Raw genomic sequence first — 19943 nt, forward strand, 5'->3', positions numbered from 1 at the left:
ACAATGAATTACCCTATGGAATGGAATAACGGAAATATTACCGTAATCCGCAGGCCACCCAAAGGTGAATGTTCAGCACTGATTTTGCCATCGTGTGCCTCGACAATATTGTGACATATCGCCAGCCCTAGCCCAGAGCCGCCGCTGGCGCGGTTACGTGAACTTTCGGTGCGATAAAAACGCTCAAAGATACGTTGGAGCTGTTCATCGCTAAGGCCCGGTTTACTGTCCTGCCAGTGTAAGATTAATCTCTCTTCCTCTGGTTGCGCGATAATCTCAAGCTGCCCGCCCTCATTGGTATAGCGCAGGCTGTTTTCCAGTAAATTATGAAATAGCTGATTCAATCGGTCGGGGTCACCAAATATTACCGCCTGTTCAGACAGATGGGCGGTGATGGTGATATTTTTACTTTGGAAACGGCCATGGAAGCTGGCGATGGCGATTTGTAACAAGCGCACCGCATCCAGTTGGGTTTTACGGTAGGCCAGAGCACCGCGATCCGAGAGCGATAACTGATGTAGGTCGTTGACCAGTTTGGTCAAAATCCCTACCTCGGCTTGCAGTGAAATCAAGGATTCAGGTGTTGGTTGCCGCACACCATCCTGTAGCGCCTCCAACTCGCCGCGCAGTACTGCCAGTGGTGTACGTAGCTCATGAGAGACATCGGCCATAAAGTCGCGCCGCATTTGCTCGTTTTTCTCCAGCGAACTGGCAAGTTGGTTAAAGTCTTGCGCCAACCGGCCCAGTTCGTCACGGCTACTGACTGCCACTCGAGTGCTGAAATCCCCCGCAGCCAGCCGATGCGTGCCTTCCACCAGCCGTTTTACCGGAGCCAACATCCCGCGCGATAAAATCCAGGTCACCGCCGCCGCCAGCAGGGTTGATAAACCGACAATAATCCAACTGGTACGGCGTTGTTGTTGGTCAAAGTTAATATCGGCATTGCGCGTCAGTTTTTCGGGAGGGGTAGACATCACCCAGCCCACCACGAGTTTATTCACCTTGATGGCGCGACGGCTGGCTTCTTTCGGAACCTGACCGGTGTGCCCGACCAGTAGATTATTGTGATTATCGACCACCCAGAACTGAGCGCGCCAGCCCCGTGGTGGCAGGTTGCGGCTGTTATCACCGCTTTGCTCGAAAGATCGCATGATCTGATAAATCACCTGATCATTATTACGCAGGAAATCCCAGTTACCGTAACGTTGATATTGTACCTCAAGCGCATCTCCCAGCATGGCAATGCGCTGCTCATTGCTCTGTTTAATGTAGTCAATGAAACCGCGCTCGAAACTGGCTCTAACCCCCCAGTGCATCGTGATCAACACCAGCATGCAGGTAGCAAATATCGCCATAAACAGTTTTCCGGTAATGCCGATTCTCATTATGTTTTTACCTGTTTTCTCGCTTGCCGCCTGAGTATATCGCCATAGGCTACTCCAGCCTCATTAGCGGCTGCTTACTAAAGCGGTTGCGTAATCGGTCAAAATAGAGGTAAACCACCGGTGTGGTATACAGCGTCAGCAACTGGCTCATTACCAGCCCGCCGACGATAGTTATCCCCAGTGGTTGACGCAATTCGGCCCCATCACCGCTGCCTAGCACCAGTGGCAGCGCCCCGAACAAGGCGGCCAATGTGGTCATTAGAATCGGCCTAAAGCGCAATAAACTGGCCTGAAAAATAGCATCACGGGCGCTGAGATTTCCATTACGTTGCGCGTCGAGGGCAAAGTCCACCATCATGATAGCGTTCTTCTTCACGATACCAATCAACAGCATAATGCCAATAAGTGCGATCAGGCTAAAGGGGGCGTCGAACAATTCCAGCGCCAGTAGCGCGCCCACCCCAGCAGAGGGCAGTGTGGACAGAATGGTCAGTGGATGAACATAGCTCTCATACAAAATCCCGAGCACGATATACACCGTAGCGATAGCGGCCATAATCAGCCACAACTGCGATTTCAGTGTTTCCTGGAATACCTGCGCAGTACCGGTAAAGGTGCCGCGCACGCTGGCCGGTACCCCAAGTTCGGTCATTGCCCGCTCAACGGCGGCGGTTGCTGCAGATAAACTGCCAGCTTCCGGTAAGTTAAATGAGATGGTCGAGGCGGCAGATAAGCCTTGATGATTAACTGACAGTGGCGCATTGGCCGGTTGCCACTTGGCGAAATAAGACAGTGGAATTGACTGACCGCTGCTATTAATCACAAACATTTTATCCAACGAACTGACATCCTGAGTGTATTGAGGCGCGACTTCCATCACCACTTTGTATTGGTTCAATGGCTGATAAATAGTGGAGATCTGCCGTTGACCAAAGGCGTTGTTTAGCAGGGCATTGGCAGTGGACACATCAATCCCCAAGCGTGCCATGGTTTCGCGATCATAAGTCAGTGCCATCTCCGAGCCTTTATCCTGCTGGTCAGAGTTGACATCTGCCAGCTCTGGCAATTTAGCCAGCGCGGCGCGGACTTTGGGCTCCCATTCACGTAGTGCGGCTAAATCGTCTGCTAACAGCGTAAATTGATAACTGGCGTTGGCTTGGCGGCCACCGACGCGAATATCCTGCACCGGTGCCAGGAACAGGCTGGCTCCTGGCTCTTTGGCCAACTTGGCACGCAGACGAGTGATAATTTGCTGAGCGCTCTCACTGCGTTCACTCAAGGGTTTGAGCGAGATAAACATCGAACCGCTATTTGTGCGCGAGCCACCGGTGAAGCCGGTGACATTGTCGACGGCCGGATCAGCACTGACAATCTTCATAAAGTCTTTCAGCTTTTGCTGCATCGACTGAAACGAAATACTTTGATCAGCTTGAATAAAGCCCATCATCCGGCCTGTATCCTGCTCAGGGAAAAAGGTTTTCGGGATACTGATATAGAGCCAAACATTGAGCGCAATAGTGGAAAGCAGTACCACCATCACCCAACGTGTATGACCAAGTACCCAATTGAGTGAGCGACCATAACCTTGCTGGATAGCCAGCAGTATTTTACCAAACCCGCGAATCCGGGGTTGCTGACCAACCGGGTGTGATCGTAGCAAATGAGCGCACATCATTGGCGTCAAGGTGAGGGAAATGACCAGTGAGATACCGATAGCCACCGACAGTGTTACGGCAAACTCGCGGAATAAACGGCCCGGTAACCCCTCCATCAGCAGCAGTGGAATAAACACGGCCACCAGCGAAATACTCATCGACAACACGGTAAAGCCCACTTCACGCACCCCGCGCAGGGCGGCAGCCATCGGTTTTACCCCCGCTTCCAAATGGCGGGAAATATTCTCCAGCACCACAATGGCATCATCAACCACGAAGCCGGTGGCGATAGTCAATGCCATCAATGACAAGTTATTCAGGCTAAAACCGCACAGATACATAGCGGTAAATGTTCCGATCAACGAAACCGGTACGGCAACCGCAGGAATAAGCGTGGCACGCCCTGAGCGCAGAAAGAGGAACACCACCAGGATCACCAGTGCCACGGCGATCATCAGTGAGCGCTCCACTTCATCCAGCGAAGCACGAATGGTCGGTGAGCGATCTTGTGCAATATTCAACTGAATCGAGGCGGGGATCGAGGCGCGCAGGGCCGGAAGCTCTGCCCGGATCCGGTCGACGGTGGCGATAATATTTGCTCCCGGCTCGCGGCTGATCACTAACAGCACCGCCGGTTTACCATCGGACATCCCGGCGTTACGCACATCTTGCACCGAGTCCACCACCGTGGCGACATCCTGTAGCCGTACCGCTGAGCCATTGTTGTAATGAATCACCAGCGGGCGATAACCCTCTGCGGTTTTGATCTCGTCATTGGCCTGCACCTGCCAGTGCTGCTGACTGGAATCGATAGCACCTTGTGGGCGGCGGACGTTGGCGGTGCTGATTGCCTGTCGCACCGCATCCAGCGAGACACCTTGGTTAAACAATGCGCCGGGGTTCAATTCAACCCGCACCGCAGGCAGGGAACTGCCTCCCACCGAGACATCACTGACTCCCTCGGTTTGAGCAATTTTCTGCGCCAGTTTGGTTGAGGCAAAATCATATAACTGACCTTGAGTAAAGGTATCCGAGGTCAGCGTCATTATCATGATGGGCGCATCCGACGGGTTCATCTTGCGATAGGTCGGGCGGTTTGGCATGCCAGTGGGCAGCAGGCTTTGTGCGGCATTAAGCGCTGCCTGTACATCACGGGCCGCACCGTTGATATCTCGATTAAGATCAAATTGCAGAATGATCCGTGTGCTGCCCAATGAACTGGTAGAGGTCATTTCATTGACGCCTGCAATTCTGCCCAGTGCGCGTTCCAGCGGGGTGGCAATTGAAGACGCCATGGTCTCAGGATCGGCCCCTGGCATAGACGCACTCACCGAGATCACCGGATAATCTACCTGCGGCAGCGGTGATACGGGTAATAAGCTAAAACCAATAATACCGCTGAGGGTAATAGCCATTGTCAGCAAGGTGGTAGCCACCGGGCGCTGGATGAACAGAGCGAAGAATTTCACGGTTGCTCCTGCCCATGGGGTGACTCAGATGCGTCAGTATCCTGATGGCGATAGCGGTTTTTGCCGTGAGAGTTGCGCGCCAGTTTGTCAAACAACAGATAGATAACTGGCGTGGTAAACAGGGTCAGTACCTGACTGACAATCAGCCCGCCCACCATACACACACCTAGTGGTTGGCGTAGCTCGGCACCGGCTCCGGTGCTGAGCATCAAGGGTAATGCACCAAATAACGCGGCCAATGTGGTCATCAGAATGGGGCGGAAACGTAACAAGCACGCTTGGTAGATGGCATCATACGGGGTCATCCCCTGATCCCGCTCCGCGGCCAGCGCAAAGTCGATCATCATGATGGCATTCTTCTTCACAATCCCGATCAGCAAGATAATGCCGATAATGGCAATCACATCCAGCTCATTGCCGGTCAGCATTAGCGCCAGCAAGGCACCGACACCGGCAGTGGGCAGGGTTGACAAGATAGTGACCGGATGAATAAAGCTTTCATACAATACGCCGAGCACGATATACATCGCCACAATCGCGGCGATAATCAGCCACAGCGTGCTACCGAGTGCGGCCTGAAATGCCAGCGTAGAGCCTTGGAAGCGGGTGGTGATATCAGCCGGTAGCTGAATTGTCTGCTCAGCTTGTGTCACCGCGTTTACTGCTTCACCCAGGGAATAGCCCGGTGCCAGATTGAAAGAGATAGTGGCCGACGGGAATTGATTCAAATGGTTGATAGACAGCGGCCCGAAACGCTCTTCAATGGAGGCAATACTGCTCAGTGGCACCCCTTTACCGTCGCTACCCGTCAGGCGGATATCGTTAAATGCCGCCAACCCCGGCGTGGCCTGCACGTCATGTTCCAGCACCACGCGGTATTGGTTGGCTTGGGTATAAATGGTGGAAATCAGGCGTTGACCAAAGGCGTTATATAGCGCGCTGTCGATAGCTGCCATCGTGATACCTAAACGGCTGGCACTATCGCGATCGACATTAACAAACGCCACCAATCCCTTGTCCTGCCAATCACTGGTGACATCCTGGAAGGGGGCTTGTTGCTGCAACTGGCTAACCAGCTTCGGTACCCAAGTGCTCAACTCCTCAAGTGTCGTGCCTTGCAGGGTAAACTGATATTGCGTCCGGCTCAGTTGAGTATCAATGGTCAGATCCTGTACCGGCTGTAAGTAAAGTTTAATCCCCGGTACACCGGCGACGCTTGCCTGTAAGCGGGTAATGACCTGCGGGATGCGATCGTCACGGCTGTTGAGTGGCTTAAGGTTAATTTGCAACCGGCCATTGTTCAGCGTGGCATTAGTGCCATCAACCCCGACAAATGAGGTCAGGCTTTCTACCGCCGGATCTTTCAGGATAATGGCGGCTACTTGCTGCTGGCGTTCCGCCATATTACTGAATGACACGGATTGCGGTGCTTCCAGTGTCCCCTGAATCAACCCATTATCTTGCAACGGGAAAAAGCCCTTGGGGATCAGCAGATAAAGGATCACGGTCAGCGCCAGTGTGCTGAGTGCCACACCCAGTGTCAGCCACTGATGGTTAAGTACTTTTTTCAGTGCTACGGCATAATGGGCGATCACCCAGTCAAAGAATTTCTCACTGGCACGTGACAGGCGGTTTTGCTTGCGTAGTGACTCATAACTGAGCATCCGCGCGCACATCATTGGGGTCAGCGTCAGCGAAACTACCGCTGAAATCAGGATCGCCACCGCCAGTGTTACGGCAAATTCGCGGAACAGCCGGCCCACGATATCCCCCATAAACAGCAACGGAATCAATACGGCAATTAATGAGAAGGTGAGTGAAATAATGGTAAAGCCAATCTCACCAGCACCTTTTAGCGCCGCATCCAGCGGTTTCTCGCCTTTTTCAATATAACGGGAGATATTCTCTATCACTACGATGGCGTCATCGACCACAAAACCCGTGGCAATGGTCAGTGCCATTAATGTCAGGTTATTGATTGAAAAACCGAGAAAATACATCGCGGCAAAAGTCCCAATCAGTGACAGCGGTACTGCGACACTGGGGATAATGGTGGCTGCGGCATTGCGCAGAAACAGATAAATCACCATCACCACCAGCACAATGGCGAGCAGTAACTCAAACTGCACGTCACTGACGGAGGCGCGGATGGTGGTGGTGCGGTCGGTTAGTACCTTAACATCAACCGACTTGGGCAAACTTTTGATCAACTCCGGCAGCATCTCGCGAATACTGTCTGCGGTGGCAATGACGTTGACCCCCGGCTGGCGCTGGATATTCAACACAATCGCCTGCTGGGTATTGGCCCACGCGGCCAGTTTGTTATTTTCCGCGCCCTGCTCGATGGTAGCGACATCCTGCAAGCGGATCGGTGCTCCATTTTGGTATGCAACGATCAGATCACGGTAATCCTCGGCAGATTTCATCTGGTCATTAGCCGACAATGTCACCGAACGGGTGGGGCCATCGAGGCTACCTTTGGCGGAATTGACGTTAGCATTGCTGATGGCAGTACGAATGGTTTCGCTGTCCAGCCCCAATGCGGCGACCGCCGGAGCATTCAGTTTCACCCGCACCGCCGGGCGCTGCCCGCCAGAAATAGTGACCAGACCGACCCCGGTGACTTGCGATATTTTCTGCGCAATCCGGGTTTCGACCATATCTTCTACTTGCGTCATCGGGATGGCTGTGGAGGTCACGGCCAAGGTCATAATCGGCGGATCAGCCGGATTCACTTTGCTGTAAATCGGCGGATAAGGCAGATCATTGGGCAGCAGGTTGGTGGCAGAGTTAATGGCTGCTTGCACCTCTTGCTCTGCCACATCCAGTGGCAACGTAAGCTGGAATTGCAGCGTAATCACCGACGCACCACCAGAACTCTGTGATGCCATCTGCTTGAGACCAGACATTTGACCAAACTGGCGCTCCAACGGCGCGGTAATGGATGATGTCACCACGTCTGGGCTGGCCCCAGGATAGAGTGTCACCACCTGAATCGTCGGATAATCAACCTCTGGCAGGGCCGAGACTGGCAGTGCGCGGTAACCGAGGATCCCGGCCAGCAGAATGGCAATCATAAATAAAGTGGTGGCAACCGGGCGCAGAATAAACAGCCGTGACGGCCCGCCACCGGGTGTTGGAGGCATCACTTGCATCAGGATTTCTCCGCAGGAACAATGCTACCCGCCGCTTTTCCGCCCCGATGTGTGGCTTTCTCCTCGGTGGTCGGTTTCTCTGCGGCCCCCGTCTGGTTCGCCGCCGCCGCCCGTGGTGTTACCACTTCGACCTGCAAGCCTTCGGTCAGGCGATCAATACCGTCAGTAACCACGCGTTGACCCGCACTCAATCCGGCGCTAATAACCACTTGTTTGCTGTCTTGAATACCGGTAGTGACCAGATGCTTACTGACTTTATTCTCGTCATTTAAGATCCAGACAAAGCTCCCTTCATTACCCATTTGTACGGCTGCGGTTGGCACCACCACGGCATTTTGCAGTAAATCTACCTTGATACGGGCATTAACAAATTGGTTTGGGAACAGGGCGTCATCGTCATTGGCAAAGCGTGCTTTCAGCTTAATGGTGCCAGTGGTGGTATCAATTTGATTATCAATACTGAGCAGATAGCCCTGTGCCAGTCGCTGTTTATTGGTGCGATCCCAAGCCTCTACTGGCACGGTAGTGTTATTTTGGGCTGCATTCTTCTGCGCTTGCATGATTGCGGGGATATCGCTTTCTGGCAGCGTAAAGACCACATCAACCGGATGTGTCTGAGTGATCACCACAATGGGGGTTGCGGTACCGCTGGTAATGTAATTACCGACATCAACCTGTTTTAGGCCCACTTTACCGCTGATGGGGGCGGTAATACGGCTATAAGTCAGTTGCAGTTTGGCACTGTCGATAGCGCCTTGATCGGCTTTAACACTGCCTTCACTTTGGCGCACCAACGAGGCTTGGGTATCAAGTTCTTGTTGTGAAATAACACCGGTTTTCACCAGTTTTTGGTAGCGGGCCAGATCACGACGGGCATTATCCAGCGTGGCCTGATCCTTCGCCAATTGGCCCTGTGCTTGGGTCAGTTGTACCTGATAAGGGCGCGGATCGATTTCCACCAGTAAGTCACCAGCGTTGACCTGCTGGCCTTCAGTAAAGTGGATTGCCATTAATTGGCCATCAACCCGGCTGGTCACGGTAACCGTGTTGGCGGCAAGCACGGTACCTAAGCCGGTAAGATAGCGTAGTACAGCTTGTTCGGTTGCTGTGGCGGCCTGCACCGGTGACATGGGCATATTCCGCCGCCCACTGGCGCGGGCTGTGGTGGTCCCGTTAGCGGTGGGCTGCGCACCTGGCGGCGTGCTGGCAGGGGCGGCACTAAAGTCGCGCCAGACAAAGACAGCAACAATAATCGCCACCACCGCCCCGAGTACCATCAGTACCCTGGAAGTGCGTTTGGATTGAGCTTTCATGATGGCGGTAGTCCTTTTTGTTTATTTTGTTATGCGCACATAGATGCAATCAATTGGGTATCGATATGTTACTAGTTTAGCGGGGATTTACCGGATAAAAATGGAGGAAATATGAAAGTAGTGTCAGGGTATGTGAGATTTTGGTTTTTATAATTTTAGGATTCAAAATTGATAGGATTTGGTTGCAGTTGATATTCGATTAAGTGATGCGTTCTGTTTTTTGATTACCCACTATGCAGTGGGTAATCAAAATAGCATTAGCGATACAGGGTCTGCGCCCAACGGGCCAAACCGGCGGTCACTGAGCCGAAGTCATTGCCACCCACTAGCGGGATACCCGGTAGTTGCTGTTGCAGGGCCGCTCGTAGTAACGGAGAGCGAGCGCTGCCGCCCGTCAGATAGATGACATCTGGAGTGATATGGCTGGTGGATAACGCCAAACTGACTTGTTCCTGAATCCGTTGCAGTGGCTGAGATATGGCTTCGGCAAGCTGTTGCTGGTTGATAATCTGGCCTAACGCGGGCTCGACAAAATGCAGTGTAGTCGCCACTTGTGCTTGTTCGGACAGTGCGATTTTGCTCTCTTCCGCCGCCCGGACTAAACGGTAACTCAGGCGCTGTTGATACACTTTCAGCAGGCGTTCTACTTGCTGTGGATTTGCCGCGTCACGGATCAGATCACGCAGGAAGCGGCCATTAACTGTGCTGTAGAAATCGCTTTGTGCCGGAACATCGTTAGTCGCAACAGCATTCCAATAGGGCAGTGACGGCAGAGCAATCCCTTTCTCGGTCTCGCCACCCATGCCAAACAGCGGCATCAATTGTTTAAACGCGAGCATAATATCCAGATCGTTACCGCCAACGCGACAACCACTGTGGCCCAGTAGGCTTTGTTGGCGGTCTGCCAGCCCTTGCCACTTCGGCCCCATTAACAGCACCGAGCAGTCAGTGGTACCGCCACCGATATCCACCACCAGTACGGTTTTTTCTTCTGTCAGCGTCGCTTCAAAATCCAGCCCTGCGGCGACCGGTTCAAACTGGAAAGCAATATCACGAAAACCGGCGCGTTGTGCGGCGCGCAGTAAAATCCCTTCAGCTTGCCGGTTAGCGTCTTCACCGCCAGAGCCTTGGAAGTTGACTGGACGGCCAATCACTGTCTGACTGATTTCTGATGCCAGTACAGATTCTGCCTGACGTTTGATGTGGAACATCATGGCGCAGACCAAATCCTCAAACAGCGCCAATTGCTGAGGTTTCAACCCATTGGCACCCAGGAAGGATTTAGGTGATTTTACAAAGTATACGTCTTCAGGGTCTTCGATATAGTGGGCGAGGGCCGACAGGCCAAATGTCAGACTGTCGGCGGCAACCGGAATATCCTCTTCGCGATTAAACGCCATGGCTCGGCGTAATAGCTGCTGATTTTCGTCGCTACCGGTGGGTACCTGCCAGTGGCGGTGCAGGCATTCACTGACGGCTTCCCGTGTGGGTGCACACAACATGGAGGGCAGATAGACGTCATTATTTTCCAGTGCCAGTAAGTTGGGAGCATCATCCCGCATCACGGCAACTGAGCAGTTTGCTGTGCCGTAGTCAAAACCAATGAACATAATCGCCCCCCAGGCCAAATAAAGGGGGGCGACTTTACCCGATAGTGGGCAGCGGGGCAATCGTCATGTTAGTGATTTTTTAATCATGGTTGAGGGCGCAACATGATGAACCGGCTATTTAATCGCAAAATATCCGCTGTCGAGTAAATCAGACAACGGCTGCGGCGAGCTGATGGTTTGACCGTCAGCTAAATCGACACCGATGGTTATCAGTTTATTGAGCGTCAGGGGGAGTTCTGCTGGCCCAGCCAGAGTGGCGATATTGGCCCGCTGAGCAGTACCGTTAATGATAGAGACCAGCACTTCATCCATCTGATTGATATGAATATGGGAAATTAAGTCACTGTTAAATTTAATATAATCGATAGTGTGATCCGCCAGTAACTCGAAATCATTCAGGTTGTGACCAAACTCTTTAACGATAAGTTTGCCGCCCAGTTGTTGCAATTTAGCGAGAAAATTGCCAATCGCAAAGGGGTATTGCAGTAATGTGGATTCATCAACCATCCAATAGAGACTTTGTGGTGGCAGTACGGTTTGCTGCACCAAGGTCAGCAATGATTGGCGGAACTCTTCTTTGAGCAGCGCCACCTCTGACAGCGGGATAGCCAGCGCCAGCCCTTTATGTTTGATAGCTTGGGCATGTGTCATTAACAGTTGCTCACAGATCCAATTATCAATCTGCGGCAGCAAGCCATAGAGTAGCGCGGCTTCCTGAAAATCAGCCTGACTAACGTTAAGACCCTGTGGCCGATTAACCTCGAAACTGATTTGATAGAAACAGACAGACAACGGCGTTCTGGGGGGCGCGGTTGGGGTGAGTTGCAACTCCAGTTGGTTATCATTGAGAATGTTCTCAACATCTTCCCTGCTTAGCAGCTCGTGTTGGCGTGCCAATAGCTGTTTTTGCCGTGGTTGATAGAGATAAACCTGGCCGCGCCCACTGTGTTTGGCGGTATAACAGGCGATATCGGCCTGTGCCATAATTTCACTGCGCTGATTGTTACTGCTGCTTATTTGTGTCACACCCGCGCTGGCCCCAATACGATAGAGCTTATCTTCCCAGTAGAAATGATAGCCATTAATCAGTGATACCAGAGTTTGGGTAATGGCTTTGGCATGGGGCAGGGTGCAGTTGAGCATTAGCAAGCCAAACTCATCACCACCGAGGCGTGCAACACAATCGCTGTTGCGTAAGTGCTGGCGCATCAACTGGCTCAACTCTTTCAATAATGCATCTCCCGCCGGATGCCCGGCAGTGTCATTAACGGCTTTGAAATAGTCCAAATCAAGGAAGGCCAATGCATGTTGCTGGTTAAGTTCGACGCTAATTTGGATTGCCGCTTTCAATTTATTCTCAAAATTGGCGCGATTTGGTAGCCCGGTGAGATTATCGTGAGAGGCACTATGGCTGAGTTTGCGCATCATTGCGCGCGATTCGCCGACATCCTGAAACACCAGTACCGCTCCGACAATGTCACCTTCCAATGTTTTCAGCGGTGCGACCGACTCTTGAATATCATAATACTGGCCATCACGATGATGTAATACCATTGACTCATTGAGTGAAGAGTAGGGGCGATGATTCAGGCAATGTTCTATCGGGTTATCAATCTCCGCGCCGTCTACACCGTTAGTCAACTTGATGATATTGTTGACAGGTTGGCCTAATGCGATGGTATTTGCCCAGCCGGTCATTTTCTCGGCTACCGGGTTCATAAACGTAATCTTCATCTCTTGATCGGCACAAACCACCGCTTCACCGATGGAGTCCAGCGTGATATGCAGCCGTTCTTTTTCCTCGTGCAGCGCTTCCGTCAGGTTTCTGATTTCCGTCATATCCAGCGTGGTACCAATCAGACGCAAAATATTGCCATTTTTATCGCATACCATATTGGCTTGATTACGCAGATGAACAATTTCACCATCCGGTAATAACAGCCGGAATTCCAGACGGTATGGCTGGCGCTGCTTGAGGGCGGCGCTATATTCGCGATTAACCCGATTGATATCTTCCGGGTGAACATGTGTCCGCCAAACACGCTCATCAACCGGGGTATTAAACGGAATATGATAGAGTTCATACATCCGCTTATCCCAACTGAGAACCTGCGTTTTGATATCCAATTCCCAGATACCAATGCCCCCCGCCTCGTTAGCCAGCGTAATTCGCTCCATTAGGCGGCGGTTAACAATCTCGGTCTTTTTCAGCTCATTAATATCTTCAACCTGCGAGATGAAATAGAGCGGTTGCTGTTGGTGATCCCGCACCACACTGACCACCAGTAGTGTCCACACGATTTCGCCATCGCTGCGGATATAGCGCTTTTCCATCGAATAGCTGGGGATACGGCCGTGATAGAGGTCGTCGAGTAATTTCAAGTCAGCAGAGAGATCGTCTGGATGGGTAATTTGTTGGAAAGTCAGGGTCAGTAAGCTCTCCTGGCTGTAGCCCAATAACTTGCATAAGGCCTTATTGACCTGCATCCATTGGCCTTGCGGCGACACCAGAGCCATCCCGATGGCTGAATATTCCATGGCGTTACGAAAGCGGTTTTCACTTTCAATAATATGCTCTTTCTCCATGCGAAAGGAGTGCATTACCATCGCCATGGCATGGGGGGGAATTAATACCATTAATAAAGGGATAAAGGAGAACGCCTGAATTGACAGACTTGTATCGGAATGGATGGTATACAGCTTGAAATTAAGCATCAATGCGATCAGTAATGTTGCCATAAAGCAGATGGCAAATGTCTCAAAACGCGGTAAGCGGATTGAGGTCCAGATCAACACCATAATGACAAAGGTAAAGGGGAACGGCAGATAAATCAGTCCGAGATAGCAGGCGGATAACGATACTACCATCATAAGTATCATATCAAACAGTGCTTTGGATTTGGTCGCGATATTGAAATAACCCCGACGGTAAAGTAACCCGACCGGCCCTAAGGCCAACATCCCTACCGCCTCGGACATAAACCACACCGTGAGCACTTGGGTAAAGCTGCCGCTTTGTGGGGACAAATACCAAGCCGCTGCCAGCCCACTAACCAGAGGGACCATAATCACGGTACAAACCGAGAATTTGAGCCAACTAAGCAGATTATTGAGCGGGTCTTTGGCGTGCAGGAATTTACGCAGTAACCAAGCCCCGGCGGTTGCTTCAACCAGGTTGATTAATACCAGGGGGAGTGGGAACCAACTGATACCATATAAAATAAAATTAGCTGCAACAATACATATTCCTGCCGCTAATAACTGCCATAACCAATAGCGTGCAGGGTGGTGGAATAGCGCGACTATTAAGACTGCCGTCGGGAACCATAGTGGGGCGAGATTTTCTGACCGTTCAGAAAGCTGGATACAAAAGAGTGCGAACAAAAAAACGACAATACTGATGATAGTAATGTGGAGAATGGTTTTATTGTCAGGTGCCGGTTTTTCAGACGCACTAAGATCCATATAACGCCTTATTTTGCTTGCACATATTCAGGTATGATAGAAAAAACCATCACATAAAGAGTATGCCACCGCGACAAGACGGCATGTTCAAAAGTTTAGTATAGCTAAGCACTGTGGCGTGTTATTCCTCTTTCCCAGTGCTTAATTATTTGTTTATTAGCACAATAGTCAGACCAAGAATATAGTTGCCAGTCCCAGAAAGATGAAAAACCCACCGGTATCCGTGATGGCAGTGATCATCACACTCGATCCGATAGCAGGATCACGCCCCATACGGGCCATCGTCATCGGGATAATAACCCCCATGAGTGCCGCCATCAGCAAGTTCAGAATCATCGCTAATGTCATCACGCCACCCATCGCTGGATCGCCATAAAGCAGATAGGTCACGACCCCCATAATCCCGCCCCAGACCAGACCATTAATCAACGCCACGCCCAATTCTCTAAACATTAGGAAGGTCACGTTACCCTGTTGAATATGGTGTAATGCCAACGCGCGCACAATCATGGTAATGGTTTGATTACCGGTATTGCCGCCAATACCCGCCACAATCGGCATTAACGCTGCCAGAGCCACTAATTGTGAGATGGTATCCTCAAATAAGCCGATCACGCGTGAAGCAACAAATGCCGTACAGAGGTTGATTGCCAACCATGACCAACGGGTGCGCACCGCACGGCCTACCGGGGAGAACACATCTTCTTCCGGGCTTAAGCCCCCCATGCGTCTTAGGGTGGTATCGCTCTCTTCGTTGACCACATCGACAATCTCTTCGATGGTCAAACGACCCATCAGTTTGCCTTTGGCATCAATGACCGCAGCACTGATTAAGTCATAACGTTCAAAAGCACCGGCGGCATCTTCTGCTTTCTGTTCGGGTTGGAACGTGGTCGGGTTGCTATCCATCACCTCAAATACTTTAGCATCGGGCGCATTGAGCAGGATAGACGTCAGTGGAAGCTCGCCAAGCAAGGTATTCTTGCGGTCAACTACAAAGATCTTATCCGTGGCATCGGGGATGCTTTTCCGATAGCGCAAATAGCGTTGCACTGTTGCCAGCGTAATATCGGCACGTACTGTCACTAGCTCGAAATCCATCATTTGACCGACAGTATCGCGGCCATATTGGATAACTTCCCGCACTCGGGCGCGCTGGTCCGGGTCTAATGAGGTGAGCAGGCGGCCCATTAAGTTACGTGGCAGGTATTCAGCTAAATAAGCCTGTTCATCAACATGCAAGGTGCGCATGGCTTTTAACAGGTCTTTATCACTCATCTCTTTAATCAGTGTATCCCACACCGTTTCAGAGACTTCAACCAGCGTTTGGCCGCGTTTCTCGTTTTTGACTAACCGCCACAGTGCCAAACGTTCATCATGAGGCAATGCCTCCAGTAAGTCCGCAAGGTCCGCAGCATGCAGGTCATTGAGCAGACTTTTGATTTCTAACGTTTGCTCTGACAGTTGTTCATCACTGAGCTTTTCTTTCTCTTCCTGACGGCCAAGAATGCCATCAACCAAAGCCTTATTATTCAATAATAGAGAAAGTATCCGGTTGCGTATTTCAGCCAGTTTTTTCGTATTATTTTTAGTTTTATTCTTTATAACGGCAGAAATTGGCACAGGAATAATCGGCACTGGCATAGTGTGTCCTTAATTCGAAATCGACCCTTTGCCCCTGAAGTCGTAGGGATAGGCACTAAAACATTAACGACAAAACATCTAGGGGCTGAGATCGTCCTCATGTGGCCCCAGTGGTTCGCCCTCTACCGTGAGTTCAAGCTGCTGTGATTGCCTGCGCTCCTGGTGATGGGAAATAGACGCGATCGCCGCATACAATAAACGGCCAAACAGAATGAGAAAGCTCACCAGTAGGATTATTTTTGTTAGCTGTGCTGTTGGCCGTCTTCTCATCATTTACCTTCCTACCCTTCGCTCTTGGCGTTGCAGCAGTGTTTGTCACAATTAATGTTAGCTGCTCTCACTACTCGTCCCATCCATGGGCCTCGCCTCGTTGAGGCCGCTGCAAGCAGCGTTCAAATCTGTTCCCAACAGATTTGTCACCCGAATCACTGACGAGAGTCAGTGATTCGGGACTCATTCTGATCACTCGTTGGCGGCAACCACATCCACCACTTCTGGCTCTTCTTCGTCAATAATCAACTTCCAACCGACGACATCATCCCAATATGCCTGCTCACGCTCAAAATCCAGTTGCACCAGATTATTTTGTGCCAAATAGCCAGCGGGGAAACGTAATATCCAATGGCTATCGTCAGTTATCAACCGCAGACTCTCCGGCGTGGTAGTCGACTGACGCTGATTATTCAGTAATGTACTCAGACGTAATAACTGAATTAACGGTAAGTAATACTTTTTCTTGAATAAATTCAAACGCGGTAATTCATCCAACTTAATGCCTTTACGATGCAAGCGAACCAACGTTGCCAATAGCAGTTGTTGCTCCTGATTAAAGCCCGGCAAGTTGGTGTTCTGCAGAATATAGGCAGAATGGCGGTGCATCCCGCTGTGATTAATACTCAGACCCACTTCATGTAACATTGCCGCCCATTTCAACAACGCTTCAAGCTGCGGCTGCACTAACTTGGTGTTCTGCGCTAACCACTGAGTATAAAGTTGTTCAGTTGTTTCCAGCACTCGATGGGCTTGTTCACGGTCAATATTGTAGTGCTCGGCCAGGCTTTTTGCCGTGCGCTGACGAATATCCTGATGGCGGAAACGGCCTTCCATCTCATACAGCACGCCCTCACGCAGCGCGCCATCGGATAAGCGTAACTCTTTGACTGCTAACGCATCAAAGACACCGCACAAGATAGCCAGACCGGGTAAAAATACCGACTGACGATCTTCTGATAATCCCGGCAGACTCAGGGCTGAGAAGTGTTTGAATTGCAAAACTTGCTCAACCAGCATTTCGAGGCGCTCCGGTGTTATCAAACCGTCTTTTTCGCCCATTTCCACCAATACTTCATAGGTGGCCTTAATGGTACCGGATGCCCCCAGCGCGTATTGCCACCCCTGAATGCGGTATTGCCATGCCAGGTTTTCCAGTTTCTGTGCCGCCGCAAGACGGGCACGTTTGAAATTGGTCTTACTTATCTCACCGTGTGGGAAGAACTGCTGGGCAAAGCTCACACACCCCATACGGCGGCTCTCTACCAACAGTGGCTCAAAATCTTCACCAATAACTAACTCTGTTGAACCACCACCAATATCAATGACCAGCTTACGGCCTTTCTCTGGCTGAGTGTGTTCGACGCCCATAAAAATTAGACGGGCCTCTTCCTGGCCGGAAATGATTTCTATTGGATACGGAATAACCGCTGCCGCCCGCTTAAGGAAAATCTCTGCGTTAGCGGCTTGTCGCAGCGCATGGGTGCCCACAATACACACATTGTCTGGTGAGAAGCCCTGCAAGCGTTCTGCAAACAGCGCCAAACAGGCTAAACCCCGTTCGATAGCTTCTTCGCTAAGCATGTTATTGTGGTCCAAACCATCAGCCAGGTGTACGCGCTGCTTTAGGCGACCTAAAACCTGTAGCGCGCCGTTAACAACCCGGGCAATGACCATATGGAAACTGTTAGAACCCAAATCGATAGCTGCAATTTCCTGCGGCTTTGCGGTCGATGAACTGTTGGATAGCGGCATAGTTTTAGCTCGATGCGTCTGGTTGTTCCAGCGCTTTTAAATAATCATAGATGGCAATCTGTGCACGTACTTTGCGCCTATTACCACGCGGTACATAACGATTACTCAGTTCTTTATCAATATAACGGGCTTTTACCGTGTCGTTGAATAACAGCTCTAAAATATCTAGCACCCGTTGTTTTAATTTCGGGTCCAGCAATGAGACCGCGACTTCAATACGGTAATCAATGTTACGGGTCATCCAGTCAGCGGAAGAGAGATACACCAATTTGTCGCCTTTATTCTCGAAAACGTAGACCCGGTCATGTTCTAAGAAACGGTCAACAATGCTGGTAACCTGAATATTATCGCTGATCCCCGGTATATTAGGGATTAACGAGCACATGCCACGGACCAATAATCGGATTTTTACCCCAGCACTGGAGGCGCTATATAACCTATCTACCAGACCTTTATCTACTAAATTATTTATCTTCAGGGTGATACCGGCGCTTTCTCCAGCCTGAGCATGAATAATTTCCTGATCAATCAATTGATACAACATTAAGCGTGAGTTCTGCGGTGACACCATCAGATTATCAAACTTGACTGGGCGATAAGGATTTTCGATAAAGTTAAATACCCGCCGCACTTCATTGGTAATACGGGCATCAGCGGTCAGTAATGAGTAGTCGGTATAGATTCGGGCGGTTTTCTCGTTAAAGTTACCAGTACCAATATGGGCATAGCGCACGATCTCCTCACCTTCAAGGCGGGAAATCAGGAATAATTTGGCGTGGATCTTCAGACCAGGTGCTGAGAAAATAACGTGTACACCGGCGGCTGTCAGGCTTTTGGCCCAATGGATATTGGCTTCTTCATCAAAGCGCGCCTGTAACTCCACCACGACCGTGACTTTCTTACCGTTATGGGCGGCATGGATCATGGATTCGATAATGCGCGAATCCTTGGCGACCCGATAAATATTGATTTTAATCGCCAATACGCTGGGATCGAATGAGGCTTGACGCAGTAATTCCAATACGTGTTCAAAGGTGTGATAAGGGTAGTACAGCAGGACATCCTGTTCACGGATAGCGTCAAAGCCGTTGCGGAATTTATCAAACCAGATGTGGCGCAGACGTGGCATTGGCCGGTTAACCAGATTGCTTTTGCCCACATTTGGGAAGCTGATAAAATCTTTGAAATTATGGTAGCGACCACCTGCAATAACCGAGTCATCATTCGAGATACCCAGCTTGTTGCGCAGTAACTCCACCATCTCATTGGGCATGTCGCGCTGGTAAACAAAACGCACCGGTTCTGCCGTTAGGCGCTGTTTCAGGCTCGACGACATTAGCTCCAGCAGGCTGGATTCCATTTCTGTGACCAAATCATATTCGGCATCACGGGTCATCTTCATCGAGTAGGCGTTTAGCGCGTCGTAATCAAAGAAGCCTTTGAAAATCTCATCGAGGCAATATCTCAATATATTATCAAGTAATATCATTGGCTTGCGGCGGCGAGGTGCTTCTGGTGGCAAATTGACAAAGCGCGGAACTTTATCTGATGGGATTTCCAACAGGGCATAAGCAATTTCCTGACCCCGGATAATTTCCACAGCCAGATAGGTGTAATCGTCTTTTAGGAACTGTACCAGATTGGTGTCATGGTTAATCAGGATCGGCGTAATATGTTGGCGCAGATGCTGTTTAAAATAGAGCTTTAGCCAGGCTTGCTGATTTTCGGAAATTTGCCGCTCATTAATCAGGAAGATCTGATTACGTGCCATCTCCAGCAAAAGATCATTATATAACCCGTCAAACTCTTGATCGGCTTTTACCACTTTGCTCTGAATTTTTTTCAGCAGATGGCGGGAGGTGACGGCAGAGCCTTGCTCCTCGCTGATCAAAATGCGCCGTTTCAGATCGGCAAAGCGAACTTTATAGAACTCATCCAAATTATTGGAGTAAATACCAAGAAATCGCATCCGCTCGATGAGTGGATTGCTCTTATCCGCTGCTTCCTGCAATACCCGCTCATTAAAAGATAACCAGCTAAGTTCTTTTTCGATGTAGAGCTTTTCCTGACCCATTGCAACTCCAGTAAGATTATTGTGGGAGTATTTAGTGTCCTCAATCATTATTGCGAAAGATTGACAAGAAAGTCCAACAGATATCATTAGTTAACTTTGTTTGTTAAACCGCTATCTAACAGACTTTAACTGCGCAAAGGCGATATGG

At 50.5% G+C, this 19943-nt stretch carries 10 protein-coding genes; all 10 read right to left on the bottom strand.

Annotated elements, in window-relative coordinates; genetic code table 11:
- Positions 1–8: 8 nt before the first annotated feature.
- Positions 9–1385: an envelope stress sensor histidine kinase BaeS gene (baeS, locus tag EL015_RS05920; RefSeq protein ID WP_005183994.1), complete on the bottom strand. Its 1377-nt coding sequence runs from the start codon at positions 1383–1385 to the stop codon at positions 9–11.
- 49 nt (positions 1386–1434) lie between these two features.
- Positions 1435–4509, bottom strand: a complete 3075-nt coding sequence (gene mdtC, locus EL015_RS05925) for a multidrug efflux RND transporter permease subunit MdtC (RefSeq protein ID WP_032905997.1) — start codon at positions 4507–4509, stop codon at positions 1435–1437.
- Positions 4506–7664, bottom strand: a complete 3159-nt coding sequence (locus EL015_RS05930) for an MdtB/MuxB family multidrug efflux RND transporter permease subunit (protein WP_005183990.1) — start codon at positions 7662–7664, stop codon at positions 4506–4508. The genes mdtC and EL015_RS05930 overlap by 4 nt, the downstream gene beginning before the upstream one ends.
- Positions 7664–8977, bottom strand: a complete 1314-nt coding sequence (locus tag EL015_RS05935; RefSeq protein WP_032905995.1) for an MdtA/MuxA family multidrug efflux RND transporter periplasmic adaptor subunit — start codon at positions 8975–8977, stop codon at positions 7664–7666. Before EL015_RS05935 ends, EL015_RS05930 begins: the two co-directional genes overlap by 1 nt.
- Positions 8978–9234: 257 nt before the next feature.
- Positions 9235–10587 carry a molecular chaperone gene (yegD, locus tag EL015_RS05940; RefSeq protein WP_032905993.1) on the bottom strand — a complete coding sequence of 451 codons (1353 nt, stop codon included), beginning with the start codon at positions 10585–10587 and terminating at the stop codon, positions 9235–9237.
- Positions 10588–10701: 114 nt separating this feature from the next.
- Entirely contained in the window at positions 10702–14052 is a 3351-nt protein-coding gene (locus EL015_RS05945) for a diguanylate cyclase (RefSeq protein ID WP_005183983.1), read from the bottom strand.
- 168 nt (positions 14053–14220) lie between these two features.
- Positions 14221–15696: a magnesium transporter gene (gene mgtE, locus EL015_RS05950; protein WP_005183980.1), complete on the bottom strand. Its 1476-nt coding sequence runs from the start codon at positions 15694–15696 to the stop codon at positions 14221–14223.
- Between the two features lie 78 nt (positions 15697–15774).
- The gene (locus EL015_RS05955) at positions 15775–15966 is read right to left on the bottom strand and encodes a YfgG family protein (protein ID WP_032906020.1); all 192 of its coding nucleotides are present in this window, start codon (positions 15964–15966) and stop codon (positions 15775–15777) included.
- Between the two features lie 192 nt (positions 15967–16158).
- Positions 16159–17721 (bottom strand): exopolyphosphatase, encoded by a 1563-nt coding sequence (gene ppx, locus EL015_RS05960; RefSeq protein WP_005183975.1) that lies wholly within the window; start codon positions 17719–17721, stop codon positions 16159–16161.
- A 4-nt stretch (positions 17722–17725) separates the two neighbouring features.
- Entirely contained in the window at positions 17726–19795 is a 2070-nt protein-coding gene (gene ppk1 / locus EL015_RS05965) for a polyphosphate kinase 1 (RefSeq protein ID WP_005183973.1), read from the bottom strand.
- Positions 19796–19943 lie beyond the last annotated feature (148 nt).

Origin of the sequence: Yersinia intermedia (assembly GCF_900635455.1) — a bacterium.
GTDB lineage: Bacteria > Pseudomonadota > Gammaproteobacteria > Enterobacterales > Enterobacteriaceae > Yersinia > Yersinia intermedia.